The following is an 18,621-nucleotide window of genomic DNA, read 5'->3' as shown; positions in this document are numbered from 1 at the left end:
GGTGGGCGCCGGTAATGTTGAAATCGGAGGTCCCCCAGGGGGCCGAGGTCTTGGTGTGCCGAAAAATCGCCTGGTGGAGCGGAAAAGGCCGCCCCGGGAAACCCGGGACGGCCTTCTCGAACCAGCCTGGCTTACTTGTTCACGTCGCGGACCGCGCCCGTGTCCGCCGACGTCGCCATCCGGGCGTACGCGCGCAAAGCCGCCGTCACCGGGCGCTGGCGGTCCTTCGGCTGCCACGGCCGCTCGGACGCCTCCATCTTCGCCCGGCGCTCCACCAGGACCTCCGGCTCCACCAGCAGCTCCAGCCGGCGCTCGTGGACGTCCAGCAGGATCCGGTCGCCGTTCTCCACCAGGCCGATCAGGCCGCCCGCGGCCGCCTCCGGGGAGATGTGGCCCACCGAAATGCCCGACGACCCACCGGAAAAGCGGCCGTCCGTGATCAGGGCGCACTTCTTGCCGAGGCCGGAGCCCTTGAGGAACGCCGTCGGGTGCAGCATCTCCTGCATGCCCGGGCCGCCCGCCGGGCCCTCGTAGCGGATCACCAGGACCTCGCCCGGCTGGATCTCCTTCTTCAGGATCGCCGACACCGCTTCCTCCTGGCTCTCCAGGACGCGCGCCGGGCCCTCGAAGTGCCACAGGTCCTCGTCGATGCCCGCGGACTTGATCACCGCGCCGTTCTCCGCGAGGTTTCCGCGGAGGATCGCCAGGCCGCCGTCCTTCGTGTACGCGTGCTCGACATCCCTGATGCAGCCGCCGGCAGCGTCGGTGTCCAGGGACGACCAGCGGTTCGACGTCGAGAACGCCTGGGTCGTGCGGACCCCGCCCGGCGCCGCGTGGAAGAGCTCGAGAGCGGCGGCAGACGGCGACGAAGCCCGGATGTCCCACTCCGAAAGCCACGATTCGAGGTCACGCGAGTGCACCGACCACACGTCCGTGTTGAGCAGGCCGCCGCGGTACAGCTCGCCGAGGATCGCCGGGATTCCGCCCGCGCGGTGGACGTCCTCCATGTGGTAGTCGGAGTTCGGCGCCACCTTCGACAGGCACGGCACGCGGCGGCCGATCGCGTCGATGTCGGCGATCGTGAAGTCGACCTCGCCCTCCTGGGCGGCCGCGAGGATGTGCAGCACCGTGTTCGTCGAACCGCCCATCGCCATGTCGAGGGCCATCGCGTTCTCGAACGCCGCCTTCGACGCGATCGAACGCGGCAGGACCGAGTCGTCGTCGTTTTCGTACCAGCGGCGGCACAGCTCGACGACCGTGCGCCCGGCCTGCTCGAACAGCGCGCGGCGCGCGGCGTGCGTCGCCAGCGTCGAGCCGTTGCCGGGAAGCGACAAACCGAGGGCTTCGGTGAGGCAGTTCATCGAGTTCGCGGTGAACATGCCCGAGCACGAACCGCACGTCGGGCACGCCGAACGCTCGACGACGGCCAGCCCGTCCTCGTCGACCTCGGGGCTCGCCGACGCCGCGATCGCGGTGATCAGGTCGGTCGGGGCCTGGGCGACGCCGCCGACGACGACCGCCTTGCCGGCCTCCATCGGGCCGCCCGAGACGAACACCACCGGGATGTTCAGCCGCATCGCCGCGTTGAGCATGCCCGGGGTGATCTTGTCGCAGTTGGAGATGCACACCAGCGCGTCGGCCTGGTGCGCGTTGACCATGTACTCCACCGAGTCGGCGATGATCTCGCGCGAGGGCAGCGAGTAGAGCATGCCGGAATGGCCCATGGCGATGCCGTCGTCGACGGCGATCGTGTGGAACTCGCGCGCGACGCCGCCCGCTTCCTTGACCGCGTCCGCGACGATCTCGCCGAGGTCCTTGAGGTGCACGTGGCCGGGCACGAACTGCGTGTAGGAGTTGGCGATCGCGACGATCGGCTTGCCGAAGTCGCTGTCGGTCATGCCCGTGGCGCGCCAGAGCGAGCGCGCGCCCGCCGCGTTGCGGCCGTGGGTGGTGGTCCGGGAACGGAGAGGCGGCACGGGAACTCCCAGGTCAAAGGGTGGCCGGCGAAACTGGTAGGACCAATTTACGCCGTCGGGTTCCCAGCAAACGCCGCGGGGTTACTCGCTCGCCGGTGTCCCGGGCTTGATGTCCTCGGCCTGCAGCACCCCGCTCGGGTCGGCGATCAGCCCTTCGCTGACCAGCGACAGCACCGGCAGGTGCCGGGTCCGCACGGTCGGCAGCGGCACCTTCGTATCGTCCTGCAGCACCGCCTGCACGCGGGACTTCTTCGTGATCGCGAGCCCCTTCAACGCCGACCACGGGATGTCGCGGTGGCCGAACACCGTGCGGACCGCCAGCCCCGAGCGCGTCGCGACGGTGCGGTGGCGGACCACGAACACCGCCAGCGCGATGGGGAAGAGGTAGAGCCACTGCAGGTACGGGATCTCCCCGAGCGCGATCGGCGTCACGCAGATCGTCAGGAGGGCGATCGCCATGAACGACGTGCGGGGGACGCGGAAGACGGCCTTCCGGCCTTCGTCCTGCTGTTTTTCGGCCACGGAGAAATGGTGCACCGCGCGCACGCCGGGCTCGAACCCGGGTCGCGCCGGTGTGACCCACGTCCACGATGCGGACACGTCATCCCGCAGAGTTGACACCCGCGGGGCGTTCGGTCTAGCGTCATCGCCGTGACACCGCTGACCGGCCTCGTACTTCCCAAGCGCGTCGACGCTTAGGGAAGACTTTCCGCTGCGTCGACGCGCGAACCCTCGTGCGACCTTACGGTCGGCGAGGGTTTTTTGTTGCCCAAGGGAAGAGATTCCCGGCCCCACCGCACAAAACCGACCCGAACGAGTGACACCGAGACCCACGAGGCAGATCCGATGACCAGTGCGACGTCGCGCAGCGACGCGAAGCCCGGGCCGACGCCCGGAACGCCCGGAGCACGTCCGAAGCCGGCCCCTCCGGCGGGAACGCCGGTGCGCGTCACCGGCGCGCAGTCCCTCGTGCGCTCGCTCGAGGCCGTCGGCGCCGAGGTGGTCTTCGGGATTCCGGGCGGCACCATCCTGCCCGCCTATGACCCGCTGCTCGACTCGACGAAGGTCCGGCACGTCCTGGTCCGCCACGAGCAGGGCGCCGGCCACGCTGCCACCGGCTACGCGCAGGCCACCGGCAAGGTCGGCGTCTGCATGGCCACCTCGGGCCCCGGCGCGACCAACCTGGTCACCCCGCTCGCCGACGCGAACATGGACTCGGTCCCGGTCGTGGCCATCACCGGCCAGCAGTCGCGCGCGCTGATCGGCACCGACGCGTTCCAGGAAGCCGACATCTGCGGCATCACCATGCCGATCACCAAGCACAACTTCCTCGTCACCGACCCCGCGGACATCCCGCGGACCATCGCCGAGGCGTTCCACCTGGCCGCGACGGGCCGGCCCGGCCCCGTCCTGGTGGACATCCCCAAGGACGTGCTGCAGGAGATGACCTCGTTCTCCTGGCCGACGGAGCTGCGCCTCCCGGGCTACCGCCCGACGCTGCGCCCGCACGGCAAGCAGGTCCGCGAAGCCGCGAAGCTGATCGCGAAGTCGCGGCGCCCGGTGCTCTACGTCGGTGGCGGCGTGATCAAGGCCGAAGCGCACGAGCAGCTGAAGCAGCTCGCCGAGCTGACGAACATCCCGGTCGTCACCACGCTGATGGCGCGCGGCGCGTTCCCCGACTCGCACCCGCAGCACCTCGGCATGCCGGGCATGCACGGCTCGGTCGCCGCGGTCGCCGCCATGCAGCGCGCGGACCTGCTGATCGCGCTCGGCGCCCGGTTCGACGACCGGGTCACCGGCCAGCTGTCCTCGTTCGCGCCGGACGCCGCGGTCGTGCACGCCGACATCGACCCGGCCGAGATCTCCAAGAACCGCAAGGCCGACGTCCCGATCGTGGGTGACTGCAAGGAAATCATCGGCGAGCTCATCACCGCCGTGAAGACGGAGTTCGACCACAGCGGCCGTCCGGACCTCGCCGACTGGTGGACCCAGGCCGACGACTGGCGCAAGACCTACCCGGCCGGCTACGAATGGCCCGACGACGGTTCGCTGTCGCCGCAGTACGTCATCGAGCGGATCGGCGAGCTCGTCGGCCCGGACGCCGTGTACGCCGCCGGTGTCGGCCAGCACCAGATGTGGGCCGCGCAGTTCGTCAAGTACGAAAACCCGCGCACCTGGATCAACTCCGGCGGCCTCGGCACCATGGGCTACGCCGTGCCCGCCGCGATGGGCGCGCAGTTCGGCGTCCCGGACACGCCGGTGTGGGCGATCGACGGTGACGGCTGCTTCCAGATGACCAACCAGGAGCTGGCCACCTGCGCCATCGAGGGCGCGCCGATCAAGGTCGCCGTCATCAACAACGGCAACCTGGGCATGGTCCGGCAGTGGCAGAACCTCTTCTACTCGGAGCGGTACTCCAACACCGACCTGGGGACGCACAAGCACCGCATCCCGGACTTCGTCCTGCTGGCCGAGGCGCTCGGCTGCGCCGGCCTGCGCTGCGAGACGAAGGAGGACGTCGACGCCACCATCCGCCGCGCGATGGAAATCAACGACCGCCCCGTCGTGATCGACTTCGTCGTGGGGAAGGATGCCCAGGTGTGGCCGATGGTCGCCGCGGGCACCGGCAACGACGAGATCATGGCGGTCCGGGGCATCCGACCGCTGTTCGACGACGACGAGGTTTCGGTCGAAACCACCGAGGCCGCCGCGGAAGCCGCCGGAGAGGGTGAGCGCTGAGATGAGCGTCCACACGCTGAGTGTCCTGGTCGAGAACAAGCCGGGTGTGCTCGCGCGCGTCTCGGGCCTGTTCTCCCGCCGCGGGTTCAATATCGAGTCCCTCGCCGTCGGGCCCACGGAAAACCCCGAGGTGTCCCGCATGACGATCGTGGTCGCCGTGGAAGAGCTACCGCTCGAACAGGTGACGAAGCAGCTCAACAAGCTGGTCAACGTGATCAAGATCGTCGAGCTGGAGCAGTCGACCGCCGTGCAGCGCGAACTGCTGCTGGTGAAGGTGCGCGCCGACAACACCGTGCGCAGCCAGGTCCTCGAAACCGTCCAGCTCTTCCGTGCGAAGGTGGTGGACGTGTCCCCGGAGGCGCTCACCGTCGAGGCGACCGGGACGTCGGACAAGATCGGCGCCCTGCTGCGGATGCTGGAGCCGTATGGCATCCGCGAACTCGTGCAGTCCGGCATGGTCGCGGTGGGTCGCGGCGCCCGTTCGATCACCGCTACATCACCGCGTTAAGACGTAAGTCAGGAAAGGAAGCAGTACCCCCATGGCAGTGGAAATCTTCTACGACGACGACGCCGACCTCTCGATCATCCAGGGGCGCAAGGTCGCTGTCATCGGCTACGGCAGCCAGGGCCACGCCCACTCGCTGAGCCTGCGCGACTCCGGCGTCGACGTCCGCATCGGCCTGCCCGAGGGGTCCAAGTCGCGGGCGAAGGCCGAGGAGCAGGGCCTGCGCGTGCTCACCCCGGCCGAGGCGTCGGCCGAGGCCGACCTGATCATGATCCTGGCGCCCGACACCAAGCAGCGCTTCATCTACGAGCAGGACATCGCCCCGAACCTCAAGGACGGCGACGCGCTCTTCTTCGGGCACGGCTTCAACATCCGCTACGACCTGATCAAGCCGCCGGCCAACGTCGACGTCGCGATGGTCGCCCCGAAGGGCCCGGGCCACCTGGTCCGCCGCCAGTTCGTCGACGGCAAGGGCGTCCCGGCGCTCATCGCCGTCGAGCAGGACGCCTCCGGCAACGCCCAGGCGCTCGCGCTCTCCTACGCGGCCGCCATCGGTGGCGCCCGCGCCGGCGTCATCAAGACGACGTTCACCGAGGAGACCGAGACCGACCTCTTCGGCGAGCAGGCCGTGCTCTGCGGTGGCGCGTCCGCGCTGGTGCAGACCGGTTTCGAGGTGCTCACCGAGGCCGGCTACGCCCCGGAGATCGCCTACTTCGAGGTGCTGCACGAGCTGAAGCTGATCGTCGACCTCATGTACGAGGGCGGCATCGCGCGCCAGCGCTACTCGATCTCCGACACCGCCGAGTACGGCGACCTGACCCGCGGCCCGCGCGTCATCTCGCCGGCGGTCAAGGAAGAGATGAAGAAGATCCTCGGCGAGATCCAGGACGGCACGTTCGCCCGCGAATGGGTCGCCGAGGACGAGGCCGGGCGGCCGAACTTCACCAAGCTCGAGGAGCAGGGCAACCAGCACCCGATCGAGGCGACCGGCAAGAAGCTGCGCGACCTGATGTCGTGGGTGGACCGGCCGATCACCGAAACCGCCTGATTCCAGCCCACTCGAAGGGGACGCCCGCCGCGGGCGTCCCCTTCAGTGCGTTCGGTGCCCGGGTCGCTACGCTGGTGACATGAGTGAGCAGCCGGTCGACGACAAGGCGCACATCCGGCACCACCTCGACTTCACGAAGGCCGAGTGGATCCGGGCCGAGCCCGAAGGCGTCACCCTCGACGACTGCGTCGAGTACGCCTTCATCGAGCACACCGACGGCGTCACCTACACGGCGATGCGGCAGTCCGCGAAGCCGGACGGGGTGATCCTCGTCTTCACGCCGGGGGAGTGGGACGCGTTCGTCAAGGGCGTCCGCGACGGCGAGTTCGACCTGCCCGAGGACCTCGCCGACGCTTAGAGCTTCGCCACCAGCTCGGGGATCCGGCCGAGGTCGCCGGCGATGCCCAGGTGGTCGCCGTAGTCGCGGGATTCGACGACCAGGCCGCCCGAGATCCGCATGGCGAAGATGTTCGCGATCCGGACCGGCTTCCCGCCGTACTCGCCCTGGTAGGCGAACTCGCCGATCAGCACCTCCGGGTCGGTGCCGTGGTAGGTGACCAGGTCCGCGACGGCGAACTGGGGGTTCATCGCCTTGCCCGCGGCGAAGTGCGCCCGCAGCTCCTCGCGCGTGCGCACCACTTCGGAGCCCGGCAGGAACGGGTGCGTGACGTGGGTTTCCTCCGCGTACAGCTCCGGCAGCTCGTCCCAGCGGCCGCCGGCGACGCCGTGCACGAGCCGCTCGAACGCCGTGTTCCCGCTCTCCGGCGTCACCGGGGACAGTTCGCACGGCGGCGCCTGCTCGTACGCCTTGACGAGCTGGTCGACGCCGTCGCGGATGACGGCCAGCCGCAGGTAGTCGTGGTAGTCGCGGGAGTGGACGATGAGGCCGTCGCGGACGCGCAGCACCTGGATGTTGGCCGTCGTGATCGTCCGGCCGGTTTCCACGGATTCGGCGTCGTAGTCGTATTCGGCGACGATCACTTCCGGGTCCGTCGTCTCGTGGACGACGACGTTCTTGCGCTTGAGCCGCAGCGCCCCGGCCAGAACCCCGGCGAACCGCTCGTGGACCGCGTCGCGGCCGACCAGGCGGGTCGGCCGCGGGACCGCCTGCGGGTGCTCGACGACGGTGTCCTCGGCGTAGAGCGCGGACAGCTCGCTGAAGCGTCCTTCGCTGATGCCGTCGGACAACGCGGTGAAGACGTCGCGGGGTGAGTTCATGCGATCCTCCCAGGGGCAAAACGGAGTCTGTAGTCCGTCTCTGAAGATACGGACTACATACTCCGGTTGTCTACTGGAGCAGGTCCCGCGCGGCCGGCTGCCCGCACACCTCCGCCCACGTCTGCGGCGTGCCGTCGAAGATCGCGTCCCGCGCCGTGGGGTCGGCGCCGTTTTCGAGGAGGGTGCGCATGACGTCGAGATGGCCGGACTGCGCGGCCAGGTGCAGGGCCGTGACGCCCTCGCCGTGGTTCGGGCCGCCGAACGTGCCACGCAAGTTCACGTCGGCGCCGAGGTCGAGCAGCGTCCGGACGGCGGCGAGCTTGCCCTGCGCCGCCGCCCAGGCCAGCGCGGTGCCGCGGTAGACGTCCGCGTCCACGTCGGCGCCGCGGGCGACCAGGGTGCGCAGGGCTTCGGTGCGGTCGTTGCGGGCCGCCCAGGCGAGGGCTTCGTTCCGGACTTCGGCGGGGTCGTCGGTCGGCTGCCAGGCCGGGAAACCGCTGTGGGGGCGGTAAAAACCGCGGTGGGCGCCGCCGCGGCCCGACGTCAGGAGGTCGTCGACGGCCTCGATGTCGCCGAGGCCGGCCGCGACGCGCAGGTTGCCCGGCGCGCGGCTGTGCGCGGCCAGGGTTTCCGCGGCTTCGCGGTGGCCCCAGAACAAGGCGACGACCAGGGGAGTGCCGCCGTCGCCGCGGGCCGGGACGTCGACGGGGGCGCCGTGCCGCAGGAGCAGGTCGAGCAGGCGCGGCAGGTTGCTGTAGGCCGCCTGGTGCAGGGGTGTCCAGCCGTGGACGTTGCCGCGGGCCGGGTCGGCGCCGTGGTCGAGGAGGACCCGGGTGAGCCGTTCGTCGTGCGTGGCGCCGGCCATGCCGAGCAGGTCGTTGCCGTTGGTGCCGCGCGCGTCGACGAGTCCGGGGAACTCGCCGAGCAGCGTTTCGAGCTGCTCGGGATCCCGGGCCTCGATCGCCCGGTACGCGCGCGCGAACGGCTCGCCACTGTCCACAAGAGACTTCACGTGGTCGCGGAGTGCTTTCCAGGAACCGAAACCGTGCTCGCGCGCGACGACCGCGCGGGCGCCGTCGCGGGTGAGGGGCTGGCCCCAGCGGTCGAACGGCTCTTTCGCGCCGGGCGTGTCGTCCTCGGCCGAGGCGAGCAGCCCGAGCGCGCGTTCGGCGTAGTAGCCGACGTCCTGGTGGTACGGGTGCTGCAGGGTGTTCCCGTGCTCGGTGACGCGCCGGACGTAGGCCTGCAGCTTCGGCCAGCTCGGGAACCCGTGGTCCCTCGCGATGCGGAACTGCGCTTCGGCGAGTTTGACGCCTTCGGCGCGCGCGAGGTCCTTCGCGCGCTTGCGCAGCTGGTCCAGGCTCGGTTTCGCGGGCAACGTGCCCATGGTGCCTCCTTCCCTCGTCGCCCGTGGTCCGCCGGCACCGGGCAGGAAGAAGGTGCGGAGCTGGTGGTGCGGTGAAGCGGGGGTGGGCTCGGCCCTTTCCGCGGACGGGACGCGGCCCGCACCGCGCCCCGCCACCCTACCCCGGAACCCGGATCTCGCGTGTTCCCAGCGGAATCACCCGTGCTTGAAGGGGCATCACGCGTGCTTGCCGGGGCATCATGCGTGATTGGGCGGGCATCGCGGTGATGCCCGCCCCATCACCGGTGATGCCCGCCGGGACACGCGTGATGCCCCGTTCGTCACGGGCGGAGGTCGGCCAGGAGGCTGTAGGACTTGGGGGTGCGGGCCAGGACCTGGACGCAGACGTGGTCGGCGCCCGCGTCGAGGTGGGCTCGGATCCGGGCCGCGGCCGTCTCCTCGCCGGTCGCCACGATGGCGTCGACCAGGCGGTCGCTGCCGCCGTCGGCCAGGTCGGCGTCGGTGAAGCCGAGGCGGCGCAGGTTGGCCTGGTGGTGCGGCGCCTGCCGGACGTACAGGCCCACGTGCTCCCGGGCCGCTTCGCGGGCGGCCTCCGGCGAGGCGTCGAGGATCACCGTCTGCTCGACCGCCAGGTACTTGCCCGGTCCGAGCCGCTCCCGCGCGACCGCGGTGTGTTCCGGCGGGACGAAGTACGGGTGCGCGCCGTCCGCCCGCTCGGCCGCCAGGTCGAGCACCCGCGGACCGAGCGCGGCGATCAGCCGCCGGGGCCGTGGCGACGGCGGTGGCAAGGCCGGCAACGCGGCCTCGTCCATCCCGTCGAGGTACGCGCGCATGGCCGGAACCGGCCGCGCGCCGGGCAGGTGGCCGCCGAAGCCCGCGACGAACCGGCCCGGGTAGGCCTCGCCGAGCGCGCGGGTCGCCGCCTCCGCCGCGATCGGGGCGCGGCGGTCGAACCGCGCGATCCCGGTGGCGACGGTCAGCCGGGACGTCGCCGCCAGGACCAGGCCCGCCTGCGTGAACGCGTCCCGGCCGGCGTACTCGCCGAACCAGATCGCGTCGAAGCCGAGCTCCTCCACCTCGGCGGCCGTCTCGCGCACCACACCAATCGGGGCGCCGTCGAAGAACCGCCAGATCCCGACGCTCATCGGGTCACCACCGCAGCCAGGTCGAGCAGGGTTTCCACAGTGGACTCGAACGACGGGGCCGCCGGGGTCAGCAGCACGTGGTCCGCGCCCGCGTCGAGCACCTCGCCGAGGCGTTTCGCGATGGTCGCCGGCTCGCCCCACAGGACGAGGTCGTCGACGAACCGGTCGCTCGGCCCGGCGATGTCGGCGTCGGTGTAGCCGAGCCGTTTCCAGCCCGCGAGGTAGACGGTGACGGAGTGCTCGCGCGCCTGCGCCACCCGGCGCCGCACGCTTTCGCGAGCGTCCTCGCGGCTGCCCACCAGCACGGTCTGCTGCGGGATCAGCAGCTTGCCCGGCCCGAGGATTTCGCGGGCGTATGCCGTGTGCGAGACCGGCTGGGCGAACGGGTGCGCGCCGTCCGCGTGGTCGCGGGCGAGCGCCAGCATCTTCGGTCCGACGGCGGCCAGCACGCGCGGAAACGTGACCGAGGACGGGTTTTCCGCCGCCGCATCGTCCATTTCGGACAGATAGGACCGCATCCGGTCGAGCGGCCGGTAGTCCTCGCCGAGCTTCGCCGCCTGGACCGCGTGCCCGGCGCCGATGCCGAACACGAACCGGCCCGGGTGGGACCGGGCCAGCGTCGCCGCGCCCTTGTACGCGGTCGTCCCGCGCCGGGCCCACAGGTTCGCGATACCGCTGCCGAGCACGACGTCCGGCACGGTGGCCAGCAGGTCGCCGAAGTGGGCGAACACCTCCCGCGTGCCGGGTCCTTCGCCGCTCCAGACCGAGCGGTAACCGGCCTCGGCGAGCCGGCGCGTCGCCGCGCGCTCGACGTCCGGTGGCGGGGCCAGCGGCGCGCTCGGCAACCAGGCGCCGACCGCGCCGAGCCGCGCCCGCGTGTCTTCGATCAAGGTCATCCTCGAAACTCCCTCCAGTAAGCTGAGGCTGCCTCCGGTTAATATACGGAGGCAGCCTCCGATTGGCTACCCGGTAAAGTCGGAGAGGCGATGACCGATGTGAAGCCGATGCGCGCGGACGCCCGCCGCAACTACGAACGCCTCCTCGAAGAGGCGCAGCGCGCCTTCGCCGAGCACGGCGTCGAGGCGTCACTGGAAGACATCGCGCGCCGCGCCGGCGTCGGCATCGGCACCCTCTACCGGCACTTCCCGACCCGGGACGCGCTGCTCGAGACGCTGCTGCGCGCCCGGTTCGACGTCCAGGCCGAGCGGGCCCGCACCCTGCTCACCCACCCCGAGCCGCTGAACGCCCTGCACTCGTGGCTCGCCGGGCTCGGGGACGCCACCGGCACCTTCCGCGGCCTGGTCGAACTCACCGCCGATGCGCTGAACGACGAATCGTCCCGGTTGTACGAGTCTTGCCACGCCATGCGCGAGGTCGGTTCCCAACTGGTGGAACGAGCGAAGCGCGCGGGCGAACTCCGCGAGGACGTCACGGCGCACGAGCTGCTTCTGTTGCTGCACGCGGCATCCTGGGCGGGCGGGCACCTGCCCGGCGAAGGGGGCATGCAGCGGCTGCTGGCTCTTGTTTTCGAGGGATTGCGGGCAAGTTAACACCGGACGACGCCACAGGTCCGGCGCGCGGGTTAAACTCCCGCTCGACCGGGGCACAACGACGTGCTGAGACCGTTTGTCGACACAGAGCGTCCTGGAAATGACCAGATAGTGGGAGCCGCATCGTGAGCAAGCCCAATAAACCCGTCGTCCTCATCGCGGAGAAGCTCGCCCCCTCCGTGCTGAGTGTCTTCGGTGACGAGGTGGAGGTCCGGCACGTCGACGGCACGGACCGGTCCGCGCTGCTCGAGGCGGTGAAGAGCGCCGACGCGCTCCTGGTCCGCTCCGCCACCCAGGTGAACGCCGAGGTCTTCGCGGCCACCACGCAGCTCAAGGTCGTCGCCCGCGCCGGCGTCGGCCTCGACAACGTCGAGGTGCCCGCCGCGACCGAGCGCGGCGTCCTGGTCGTCAACGCGCCGACGTCGAACATCGTCTCCGCCGCCGAGCACGCCGTCGCCCTGCTGCTGGCGGTCGCGCGCCGGGTCCCGGCCGCCGACCAGAGCCTCCGCGGCGGCGAGTGGAAGCGCAGCTCGTTCTCCGGCGTCGAGCTCCAGGGCAAGACCATCGGTGTGGTCGGCCTCGGCAAGATCGGTCAGCTGTTCGCCCAGCGCCTGGCCGCCTTCGACACGAAGCTCATCGCCTACGACCCCTACGTCTCGGCCGCCCGCGCCGCGCAACTGGGCATCGAGCTCGTCACCCTCGACGAGCTGCTGAGCCGCGCCGACGCCATCTCCATCCACCTGCCGAAGACCCCGGAGACCAAGGGCCTCATCGACGCCGAGGCGCTGAAGAAGACCAAGCCGGGCGTCATCATCGTCAACGCCGCCCGCGGCGGGCTGATCGTCGAGGAAGACCTGGCCGACGCGCTGCGCTCGGGCCACGTCGGCGGCGCCGGCGTCGACGTCTTCGTCACCGAGCCGACCACGTCCAGCCCGCTGTTCGAGCTGGAGAACGTCGTCGTGACGCCGCACCTGGGCGCCTCCACGGCCGAGGCGCAGGACCGCGCGGGCACCGACGTCGCGAAGTCGGTGCTGCTGGCCCTGCGCGGCGACTTCGTGCCGGACGCGGTGAACGTCACCGGCGGCGGTGCGGTCGGCGAGCACGTCCGCCCGTACCTGTCGCTGGTCCAGAAGCTCGGCCAGCTGCTGACGGCGCTCAACCCGACGTCGCCGACGTCGGTGACCGTGCAGGTCAAGGGCGAGATCTCGAACGAGGACACCGGTGTGCTGCAGCTGGCGGCGCTGCGCGGGGTCTTCACCGGCGTGGTCGAGGACCAGGTCACCTTCGTCAACGCGCCGCAGCTGGCGGAGAAGCTGGGCGTGCAGGTCGAGCTGGAGACCGAGCCGGAGAGCCCCAAGTTCCGCAGCCTGGTCACGGTGCGCGCGGTGCACGCGGACGGCTCGGTGCTCACCGTGTCCGGTTCGGTGACCGGCCTGGACGAGGTCGAGAAGCTGGTCGAGGTCAACGGCCGCGGCTTCGACCTGCGCGCCGAGGGCACCGTGCTGCTGGTCGAGTACCCGGACCGCCCGGGCGTGATGGGCCGCGTCGGGACGCTGCTCGGCGAGGCCGGCATCAACATCGAGGCCGCGCAGATCAGCCAGACCACCGACGGCTCGGACGCGGTGATGCTGCTGCGCGTCGACCGCCACATCGACGCGCACCTGCTGGAGCCGATCGGCGCTTCGGTCGGGGCGCACACGATCCGCGCGGTGGACTTCAACTGACGTAACACTTTCGAGGACCCCCTGTCACCCGGCAGGGGGTCTTCGTGCGCAATCACAACTACATAACGGAGTCCTTTGCCTACCTAAGTAGGTGTTTTGGGGGATTAGGTTCTCTGCGCGAGGTTGAACCACGCGTCGTCGAGGGACGGCGCTGCGCCGCGCTTCACCGTCGGGGGTGTCAGGAGCGGCAGGCAGGTTCGGGTCCAGACCTCGAGTAAGGGGCCGACTCATGAGCAGATCCCGCCTCCCCGCGCGCGCCACGACGGCGGCCTTCGCCGTCGTTCTGGCGGCCGCGCTCGGGGCGCCGGTCGCGAGCGCCAGTCCTGATCCGGCACAGGGCGCGCAGCTCGCGGAAGGCGTCGCACCCGCCAAGATCGACGACGCGAAGCTGCAGGGGAAGCTGTCGCCGCGCCTGGGGGCCGCGCAGGGCCGGGTCACCGCGTTCGTCGAGCTGGCCAAGAAGCCGGCCGTCGACGCGTTCGCCGACGCGCAGCCGCAGGGCAAGGAGCAGGCCAAGCGGGCCGCCAAGGCGGCCAAGGCCGACACCGCGGCGGCCGTGGACGCCGTCGTCGGCCAGCTGCGCGCGGCCGACGCCAAGCCGCAGGTCGTCACCCAGACCGCCAACGCCGTTCCCGGCGTGGTCGTCACCGCCGACGCCGCGAAGCTGCGCGAGGTCGCGAAGCGGGCCGACGTCGTCGCCGTGCGCACGGTCGTGCCGAAGACCCGCACCAACGCCAGCGCCGAGCAGCTGACCAACACGCTCACCGCCTGGCAGCAGACCGGCAAGTTCGGCGACGGCGTCCGCGTCGGCGTCATCGACGACGGCATCGACTACACCCACGCCGACTTCGGCGGCCCCGGCACGCAGGCCGCCTACAAGAGCGTCGATCCCACCAAGCCGACCCCGCTCTTCCCGAGCGCCAAGGTCGTCGGCGGCACCGACCTCGTCGGCGACGACTACGACGCCGCCACGGCCGGCAAGACCACCCCGAAGCCGGACCCGAACCCGCTCGCCTGCGGTGAGCACGGCACGCACGTCGCCGGCACCATCGGCGGCTTCGGCGTCACCGCCGACGGCAAGACGTTCAAGGGCGACTACAAGAAGCTGGACGCCAAGAAGGTCGACGCGATGCAGATCGGCCCGGGCACGGCCCCGAAGTCGCTGCTCTACGCGATCAAGGTGTTCGGCTGCACCGGCTCGACGAACGTCACCTCGCAGGCGCTGGACTGGGCGCTCGACCCCGACGGCGACGGCGACTTCACCGACCACCTCGACATCGTCAACCTCTCGCTCGGCTCCGACTTCGGCGCGCCGGACGACCCGGACTCGCTGTTCGTGCGCAAGCTCGCCGCGAACAACGTGCTCCCGGTGATCTCCGCGGGCAACGGCGGCGACATCAACGACATCGCCGGCTCTCCGGGCAACACCCCCGAAGCGCTCACCGTCGCCAGCACCCGCGACGCCGGCATCCTGCGCGACGCCGCCGAGGTCAAGGCCCCGACGACCGCCGCGGGCCAGAAGACCGGCCAGTACAGCCAGAACTACACCGGCTACGACACGCTGGACGTCACCGCGCCGGTCGTGGCCCTCTCGGCGGCGAACGCCGCGGGCTGCGCGCCGTACTCCGCCGAGGACAAGGCGAAGGCGGCCGGCAAGTTCGTCTTCCTGGAGTGGGACGACAACGACGCGACCCGCGCCTGCGGTTCGGCCGCCCGCGCCAACAACGCGCAGGCCGCCGGGGCGAAGGGCGCGCTGCTTTCGTCCACTTTGGAGCACTTCAGCGCGGGCATCGCGGGCAACGCCGCGATCCCGATGTTCCAGTTCACCGGGTCCGCCACGAAGACGCTGCGCGCGGCGCTGACCGCGGGCACGCTGCAGGTCCGGCTCTACGGCGCCGGCCGCGCCTCGATCCAGACCTACGACAAGACGATCGTCGACACCCCGAGCTCGTTCACCTCGCGCGGCACCCGCGGGCCGGCCGTCAAGCCGGACGTCGCCGCGCCGGGTGACACGATCACCTCGGCCTTCCGCGGCAGCGGCAACGGCCGCACGGTGCTGAGCGGCACGTCGATGGCCGCCCCGCACACCGCGGGCATCACCGCGCTGGTCCGCCAGTCGCACCCCGACTGGTCGGTCGAGGAGGTCAAGGCGTCGGTCATCGACACCGCCGGCCACGACGTCTCCGACGGTGCGGGCCACACCTACGCGCCGCAGCGCGTCGGCAGCGGCCGGATCGACGCGAAGGCGGCGCTGGACAACCAGGTGCTCGCCTACGTCGTCGACGACCCGGGCGCGGTCAGCGTCAGCTTCGGCACGGTCGAGGCGGCCGGTCCGGTGACGCTGTCGAAGACCGTCAAGCTGGTCAACAAGGGCGTCACGCCCGCCGAGTACTCGGTGGCCTACCAGGCGGTCAACGCGCTGTCGGGTGTCGAGTACACAGTGGACAAGCCGTCGGTCAAGCTGACCCCGCGCGGCACGGCCAAGGTGAAGGTGACGCTGAAGATCACCGACGCCAAGGCGCTGCGCAAGGTCATGGACCCGACCATGGCCGCCACCCAGGCCGGCCTGGCCCGGCAGTTCGTCGCGGACGCCTCCGGGCGCGTCGCCTTCACGCCGGTCAGCGGGGCCAAGGTGCCGCTGCGGGTCTCGGTCTACTCCGCGCCGAAGCCGGTGTCGACGATTTCGACGCCGCCGTCGGTGAAGTTCGCTCCGGACGCTACGCAGGCCGTGCTGAACCTGACCGGCAAGGGTGTCGACCAGGGCAGTGGCGCGCAGCGGTACCGCTCGCTGATCAGCGTGCTCGAGCTGCAGGCGGAGTCCCCGCAGCTGCCCGAGTGCGACGCGGACGTGGTCACCGACTGCACGCTGAACAACACGGCCAAGGGCGGCGATCTCCGCTACATCGGCGCGGCGTCGACCGCTCCGCTGGCGAAGGCCCAGGGCGAGCCGGAGAACGCGATCCTCGCGTTCGGCTTGTCCACCTGGGGTGACTGGGCGAACATCGGCAGCAATACCTCGCCGTTCGTCGACATCGACACGACCGGGGACGGGCAGCCGGACTTCGAGACCTACGTGACCAAGGCGACGTCGACCGACGTCCTCCTGGCCAACACGGTCGCGCTGAAGCCGGGCTTCCCGACCGTGGACGTCCAGGCGGTCAACGGCCAGCTCGGCGACGTCGACACCAACGTGTTCGACACGAACGTGCTCACGCTGCCGGTTTCCCTGGCCGCGCTGGGCATCGACGCGAACGCCGACTCCCACCGCATCTCCTACACGGTGGGCGTGAGCGGTTTTTACGTCGCGCCGGGCACCACGAACGGGCTGATCGACTACGTCGGCACGCCGCTTTCGTTCGACGCGCTCGCGCCGGGCTACACGGTGCAGGGCGGCGGCGACGCCGCGCTGGGCTACGTCGCGAAGCCGGGCACGGCGCTGGTCGTGACGCGGAACGCGGCGTCAGCCGCGGCCGACAACGCCCTCGGGCTGCTGGCCATCGAACACCACAACGCCGCGGGCAACCGGGCGAACGTGGTCAAGGTGGACGCGGCGCAGGGCGCCCGGCCGGGGAACGAGCGTCAGCCGATCGGGGCTGGTCACCGCTAGTCCCCGGCAAGATCGATTTGTGCAGGACCAGGGGCGTCTCCGGCGGATTTCCGCCGGGGGCGCCCCGTTTGTATTCACCCGATTGGGTGTCTCACCCCGTGGGAGGATGCGACATAAGGGTGGTGCGGCTACGGCGGTTTGTCTACGGCCGGTAACCTTCCGGCTGCTGGCGTTTTGTTGCGGTGGGCCATCGGTGCGGCCGGTGGTCCGGTCGACGGAGGTGTGTGGATGCGGCTCGCGGTGATCCCAGGAGACGGGATCGGGCCCGAGGTGGTCTCCGAGGCGCTGAAGGTGCTCGGCGAGGTAGTACCGACGGCGGAGATCACGAACTACGACCTCGGCGCGGCGCGATGGCACTCGACCGGTGAGCTGCTCCCGGAGTCGGTCCTCGGCGAGCTCCGCCAGCACGACGCGATCCTGCTGGGCGCGGTCGGCGACCCGACGGTGCCGAGCGGCATCCTCGAGCGCGGCCTGCTGCTGCGCCTGCGGTTCGAGATGGACCACCACGTCAACCTGCGCCCGGCGCGGCTGTACCCGGGTGTCCGGGGACCGCTGGCCGACGCCGGCGACGTCGACATGGTCGTCGTGCGCGAAGGCACCGAAGGCCCGTACGCGGGCACGGGTGGCCTGATCCGCAAGGACACCGAGCACGAGATCGCGACCGAGGTCAGCGTCAACACCGCGTTCGGTGTCCGGCGCGTGGTCGCGGACGCGTTCAACCGCGCCGAGGCCCGCCCGCGCAAGCACCTGACGCTGGTGCACAAGACGAACGTGCTCTCGTTCGCCGGTTCGCTGTGGTCGCGGATCGTCGAAGAGGTTTCGCTGGAGCACCCTGAGGTGACGGTCGCGTACTCCCATGTGGACGCGGCGACCATCCACCTGGTCACCGACCCGTCGCGGTTCGACGTGATCGTGACGGACAACCTGTTCGGCGACATCATCACCGACCTCGCGGCCGCGGTGACCGGCGGCATCGGCCTGGCGGCCAGCGGCAACCTCGACATGACCCGCCGCAACCCGAGCATGTTCGAGCCGGTGCACGGTTCGGCGCCGGACATCGCGGGACAGGGCCTGGCCGACCCGACGGCGGCGGTGCTGTCGGTGGCGCTGCTGCTGGACCACCTGGGCCAGAAGGAGGCGGCGCGGCGGATCGAGGCGTCGGTGGCGTTCGACCTGGCGACGCGGGACCAGGCTTCGCCGGGGGCAACGCAGGCGATCGGGGACCGGCTGGCGGCGCTGGTTTCGTCGAACGTGCGCACTGCCGGTTGATTCTTTTCGGGGAAGCCCCGCGCCTTGGGGTGCGGGGCTTTTTCGTGCTCTGGGATCGGGGCGGGTCGGCTCGGTTGGAGGTTGGAGGTCGTGTATGACTCATTCAGGACACCCGGGGGTCCCGAATGAGTCATTCGCGACCTCCGATGTCTCGAATAATCGTTCGTGACCTTGCCGCCGGCCGCTTGTCCACAAGATCGCCGCGCTGTGGACAAGCGGGCGGCCGAACGGCTTTCCGGGCGGTTTTGTCAGAGCCGGCCGATAGACTGGACCGGGGTCAGCCCCCAGGGAGCGGTGGGGCCTGTCTGGTTACGAGCGGGGCCTTCAAAATGCGCCTCATCGACGTGAACGAGACGCTGACGCCCCAACCCGCACCCCACCCAGCCCCCTCCCTGCACCCCGATCCGAAGCCAGAACACGGCCGGTGGCGCCGGGTCAAGGCACGCTTTCCCGCCTTGACGCGGTGCTGCCGGC

14 protein-coding genes are annotated in these 18,621 nt (G+C 70.7%); 8 read left to right on the top strand and 6 right to left on the bottom strand.

Annotation, left to right across the window (positions count from 1 at the left end):
- Positions 1–131: 131 nt before the first annotated feature.
- Positions 132–1,976, bottom strand: a complete 1,845-nt coding sequence (gene ilvD, locus IE317_RS13700) for a dihydroxy-acid dehydratase (protein WP_191309923.1) — start codon at positions 1,974–1,976, stop codon at positions 132–134.
- Between the two features lie 81 nt (positions 1,977–2,057).
- A complete protein-coding gene (locus tag IE317_RS13695; RefSeq protein ID WP_191309922.1) occupies positions 2,058–2,498 on the bottom strand; it encodes a PH domain-containing protein in 441 nt (146 codons plus the stop codon).
- Positions 2,499–2,822: 324 nt separating this feature from the next.
- On the opposite strand from IE317_RS13695, the gene IE317_RS13690 reads away from it, so the two are divergent.
- The 4 genes from IE317_RS13690 (at position 2,823) to IE317_RS13675 (ending at position 6,626) form a co-directional block, all read left to right on the top strand.
- On the top strand, positions 2,823–4,715 hold the full coding sequence (locus IE317_RS13690; RefSeq protein ID WP_191309921.1) for an acetolactate synthase large subunit: 1,893 nt from the start codon (positions 2,823–2,825) through the stop codon (positions 4,713–4,715).
- Between the two features lies 1 nt (position 4,716).
- Entirely contained in the window at positions 4,717–5,223 is a 507-nt protein-coding gene (gene ilvN, locus IE317_RS13685) for an acetolactate synthase small subunit (RefSeq protein WP_003080760.1), read from the top strand.
- A 31-nt stretch (positions 5,224–5,254) separates the two neighbouring features.
- Positions 5,255–6,268, top strand: a complete 1,014-nt coding sequence (gene ilvC / locus IE317_RS13680) for a ketol-acid reductoisomerase (protein ID WP_191309919.1) — start codon at positions 5,255–5,257, stop codon at positions 6,266–6,268.
- Positions 6,269–6,347: 79 nt separating this feature from the next.
- Positions 6,348–6,626: a DUF397 domain-containing protein gene (locus IE317_RS13675; RefSeq protein WP_191309918.1), complete on the top strand. Its 279-nt coding sequence runs from the start codon at positions 6,348–6,350 to the stop codon at positions 6,624–6,626.
- Here the strand turns inward: IE317_RS13675 and IE317_RS13670 are convergent.
- From IE317_RS13670 to IE317_RS13655, 4 genes are all read right to left on the bottom strand, one after another.
- Positions 6,623–7,486: a nuclear transport factor 2 family protein gene (locus tag IE317_RS13670; protein ID WP_191309916.1), complete on the bottom strand. Its 864-nt coding sequence runs from the start codon at positions 7,484–7,486 to the stop codon at positions 6,623–6,625. The genes IE317_RS13675 and IE317_RS13670 overlap by 4 nt on opposite strands.
- 70 nt (positions 7,487–7,556) lie before the next feature.
- Positions 7,557–8,873 (bottom strand): ankyrin repeat domain-containing protein, encoded by a 1,317-nt coding sequence (locus IE317_RS13665; RefSeq protein ID WP_191309914.1) that lies wholly within the window; start codon positions 8,871–8,873, stop codon positions 7,557–7,559.
- Between the two features lie 299 nt (positions 8,874–9,172).
- The gene (locus IE317_RS13660) at positions 9,173–9,997 is read right to left on the bottom strand and encodes a TIGR03620 family F420-dependent LLM class oxidoreductase (RefSeq protein WP_191309912.1); all 825 of its coding nucleotides are present in this window, start codon (positions 9,995–9,997) and stop codon (positions 9,173–9,175) included.
- Positions 9,994–10,893, bottom strand: a complete 900-nt coding sequence (locus IE317_RS13655) for a TIGR03620 family F420-dependent LLM class oxidoreductase (RefSeq protein WP_191309910.1) — start codon at positions 10,891–10,893, stop codon at positions 9,994–9,996. The genes IE317_RS13660 and IE317_RS13655 overlap by 4 nt, the downstream gene beginning before the upstream one ends.
- A gap of 90 nt (positions 10,894–10,983) precedes the next feature.
- Here IE317_RS13655 and IE317_RS13650 point away from each other — a divergent pair, with 90 nt between their 5' ends.
- From IE317_RS13650 to IE317_RS13635, 4 genes are all read left to right on the top strand, one after another.
- Positions 10,984–11,547: a TetR/AcrR family transcriptional regulator gene (locus tag IE317_RS13650; protein WP_191309909.1), complete on the top strand. Its 564-nt coding sequence runs from the start codon at positions 10,984–10,986 to the stop codon at positions 11,545–11,547.
- Positions 11,548–11,672: 125 nt separating this feature from the next.
- Positions 11,673–13,271 (top strand): phosphoglycerate dehydrogenase, encoded by a 1,599-nt coding sequence (gene serA / locus IE317_RS13645; protein WP_191309907.1) that lies wholly within the window; start codon positions 11,673–11,675, stop codon positions 13,269–13,271.
- Positions 13,272–13,500: 229 nt separating this feature from the next.
- Positions 13,501–16,878 carry a S8 family peptidase gene (locus tag IE317_RS13640; RefSeq protein ID WP_191309906.1) on the top strand — a complete coding sequence of 1,126 codons (3,378 nt, stop codon included), beginning with the start codon at positions 13,501–13,503 and terminating at the stop codon, positions 16,876–16,878.
- 228 nt (positions 16,879–17,106) lie between these two features.
- Positions 17,107–18,147, top strand: a complete 1,041-nt coding sequence (locus tag IE317_RS13635) for a 3-isopropylmalate dehydrogenase (protein WP_191309904.1) — start codon at positions 17,107–17,109, stop codon at positions 18,145–18,147.
- Positions 18,148–18,621: the final 474 nt, after the last annotated feature.

The sequence above is a fragment of the Amycolatopsis bullii genome (assembly GCF_014654205.1).
Lineage (GTDB): Bacteria > Actinomycetota > Actinomycetes > Mycobacteriales > Pseudonocardiaceae > Amycolatopsis > Amycolatopsis plumensis.
Note: the sequence above shows the minus strand (reverse complement) of the source record. Positions and strands in the feature narration are given on the sequence as shown.

Excerpts from the sequence above, each read along its gene's own strand:
- IE317_RS13640 (WP_191309906.1), top strand. The coding sequence starts at position 13,501 with ATGAGCAGATCCCGCCTCCCCGCGCGCGCCACGACGGCGGCCTTCGCC.
- ilvC (WP_191309919.1), top strand. The coding sequence starts at position 5,255 with ATGGCAGTGGAAATCTTCTACGACGACGACGCCGACCTCTCGATCATC.
- IE317_RS13675 (WP_191309918.1), top strand. The coding sequence starts at position 6,348 with ATGAGTGAGCAGCCGGTCGACGACAAGGCGCACATCCGGCACCACCTC.
- IE317_RS13635 (WP_191309904.1), top strand. The coding sequence starts at position 17,107 with ATGCGGCTCGCGGTGATCCCAGGAGACGGGATCGGGCCCGAGGTGGTC.
- IE317_RS13660 (WP_191309912.1), bottom strand. The coding sequence starts at position 9,997 with ATGAGCGTCGGGATCTGGCGGTTCTTCGACGGCGCCCCGATTGGTGTG.
- IE317_RS13655 (WP_191309910.1), bottom strand. The coding sequence starts at position 10,893 with ATGACCTTGATCGAAGACACGCGGGCGCGGCTCGGCGCGGTCGGCGCC.
- IE317_RS13665 (WP_191309914.1), bottom strand. The coding sequence starts at position 8,873 with ATGGGCACGTTGCCCGCGAAACCGAGCCTGGACCAGCTGCGCAAGCGC.
- IE317_RS13690 (WP_191309921.1), top strand. The coding sequence starts at position 2,823 with ATGACCAGTGCGACGTCGCGCAGCGACGCGAAGCCCGGGCCGACGCCC.
- IE317_RS13670 (WP_191309916.1), bottom strand. The coding sequence starts at position 7,486 with ATGAACTCACCCCGCGACGTCTTCACCGCGTTGTCCGACGGCATCAGC.
- IE317_RS13650 (WP_191309909.1), top strand. The coding sequence starts at position 10,984 with ATGACCGATGTGAAGCCGATGCGCGCGGACGCCCGCCGCAACTACGAA.
- ilvN (WP_003080760.1), top strand. The coding sequence starts at position 4,717 with ATGAGCGTCCACACGCTGAGTGTCCTGGTCGAGAACAAGCCGGGTGTG.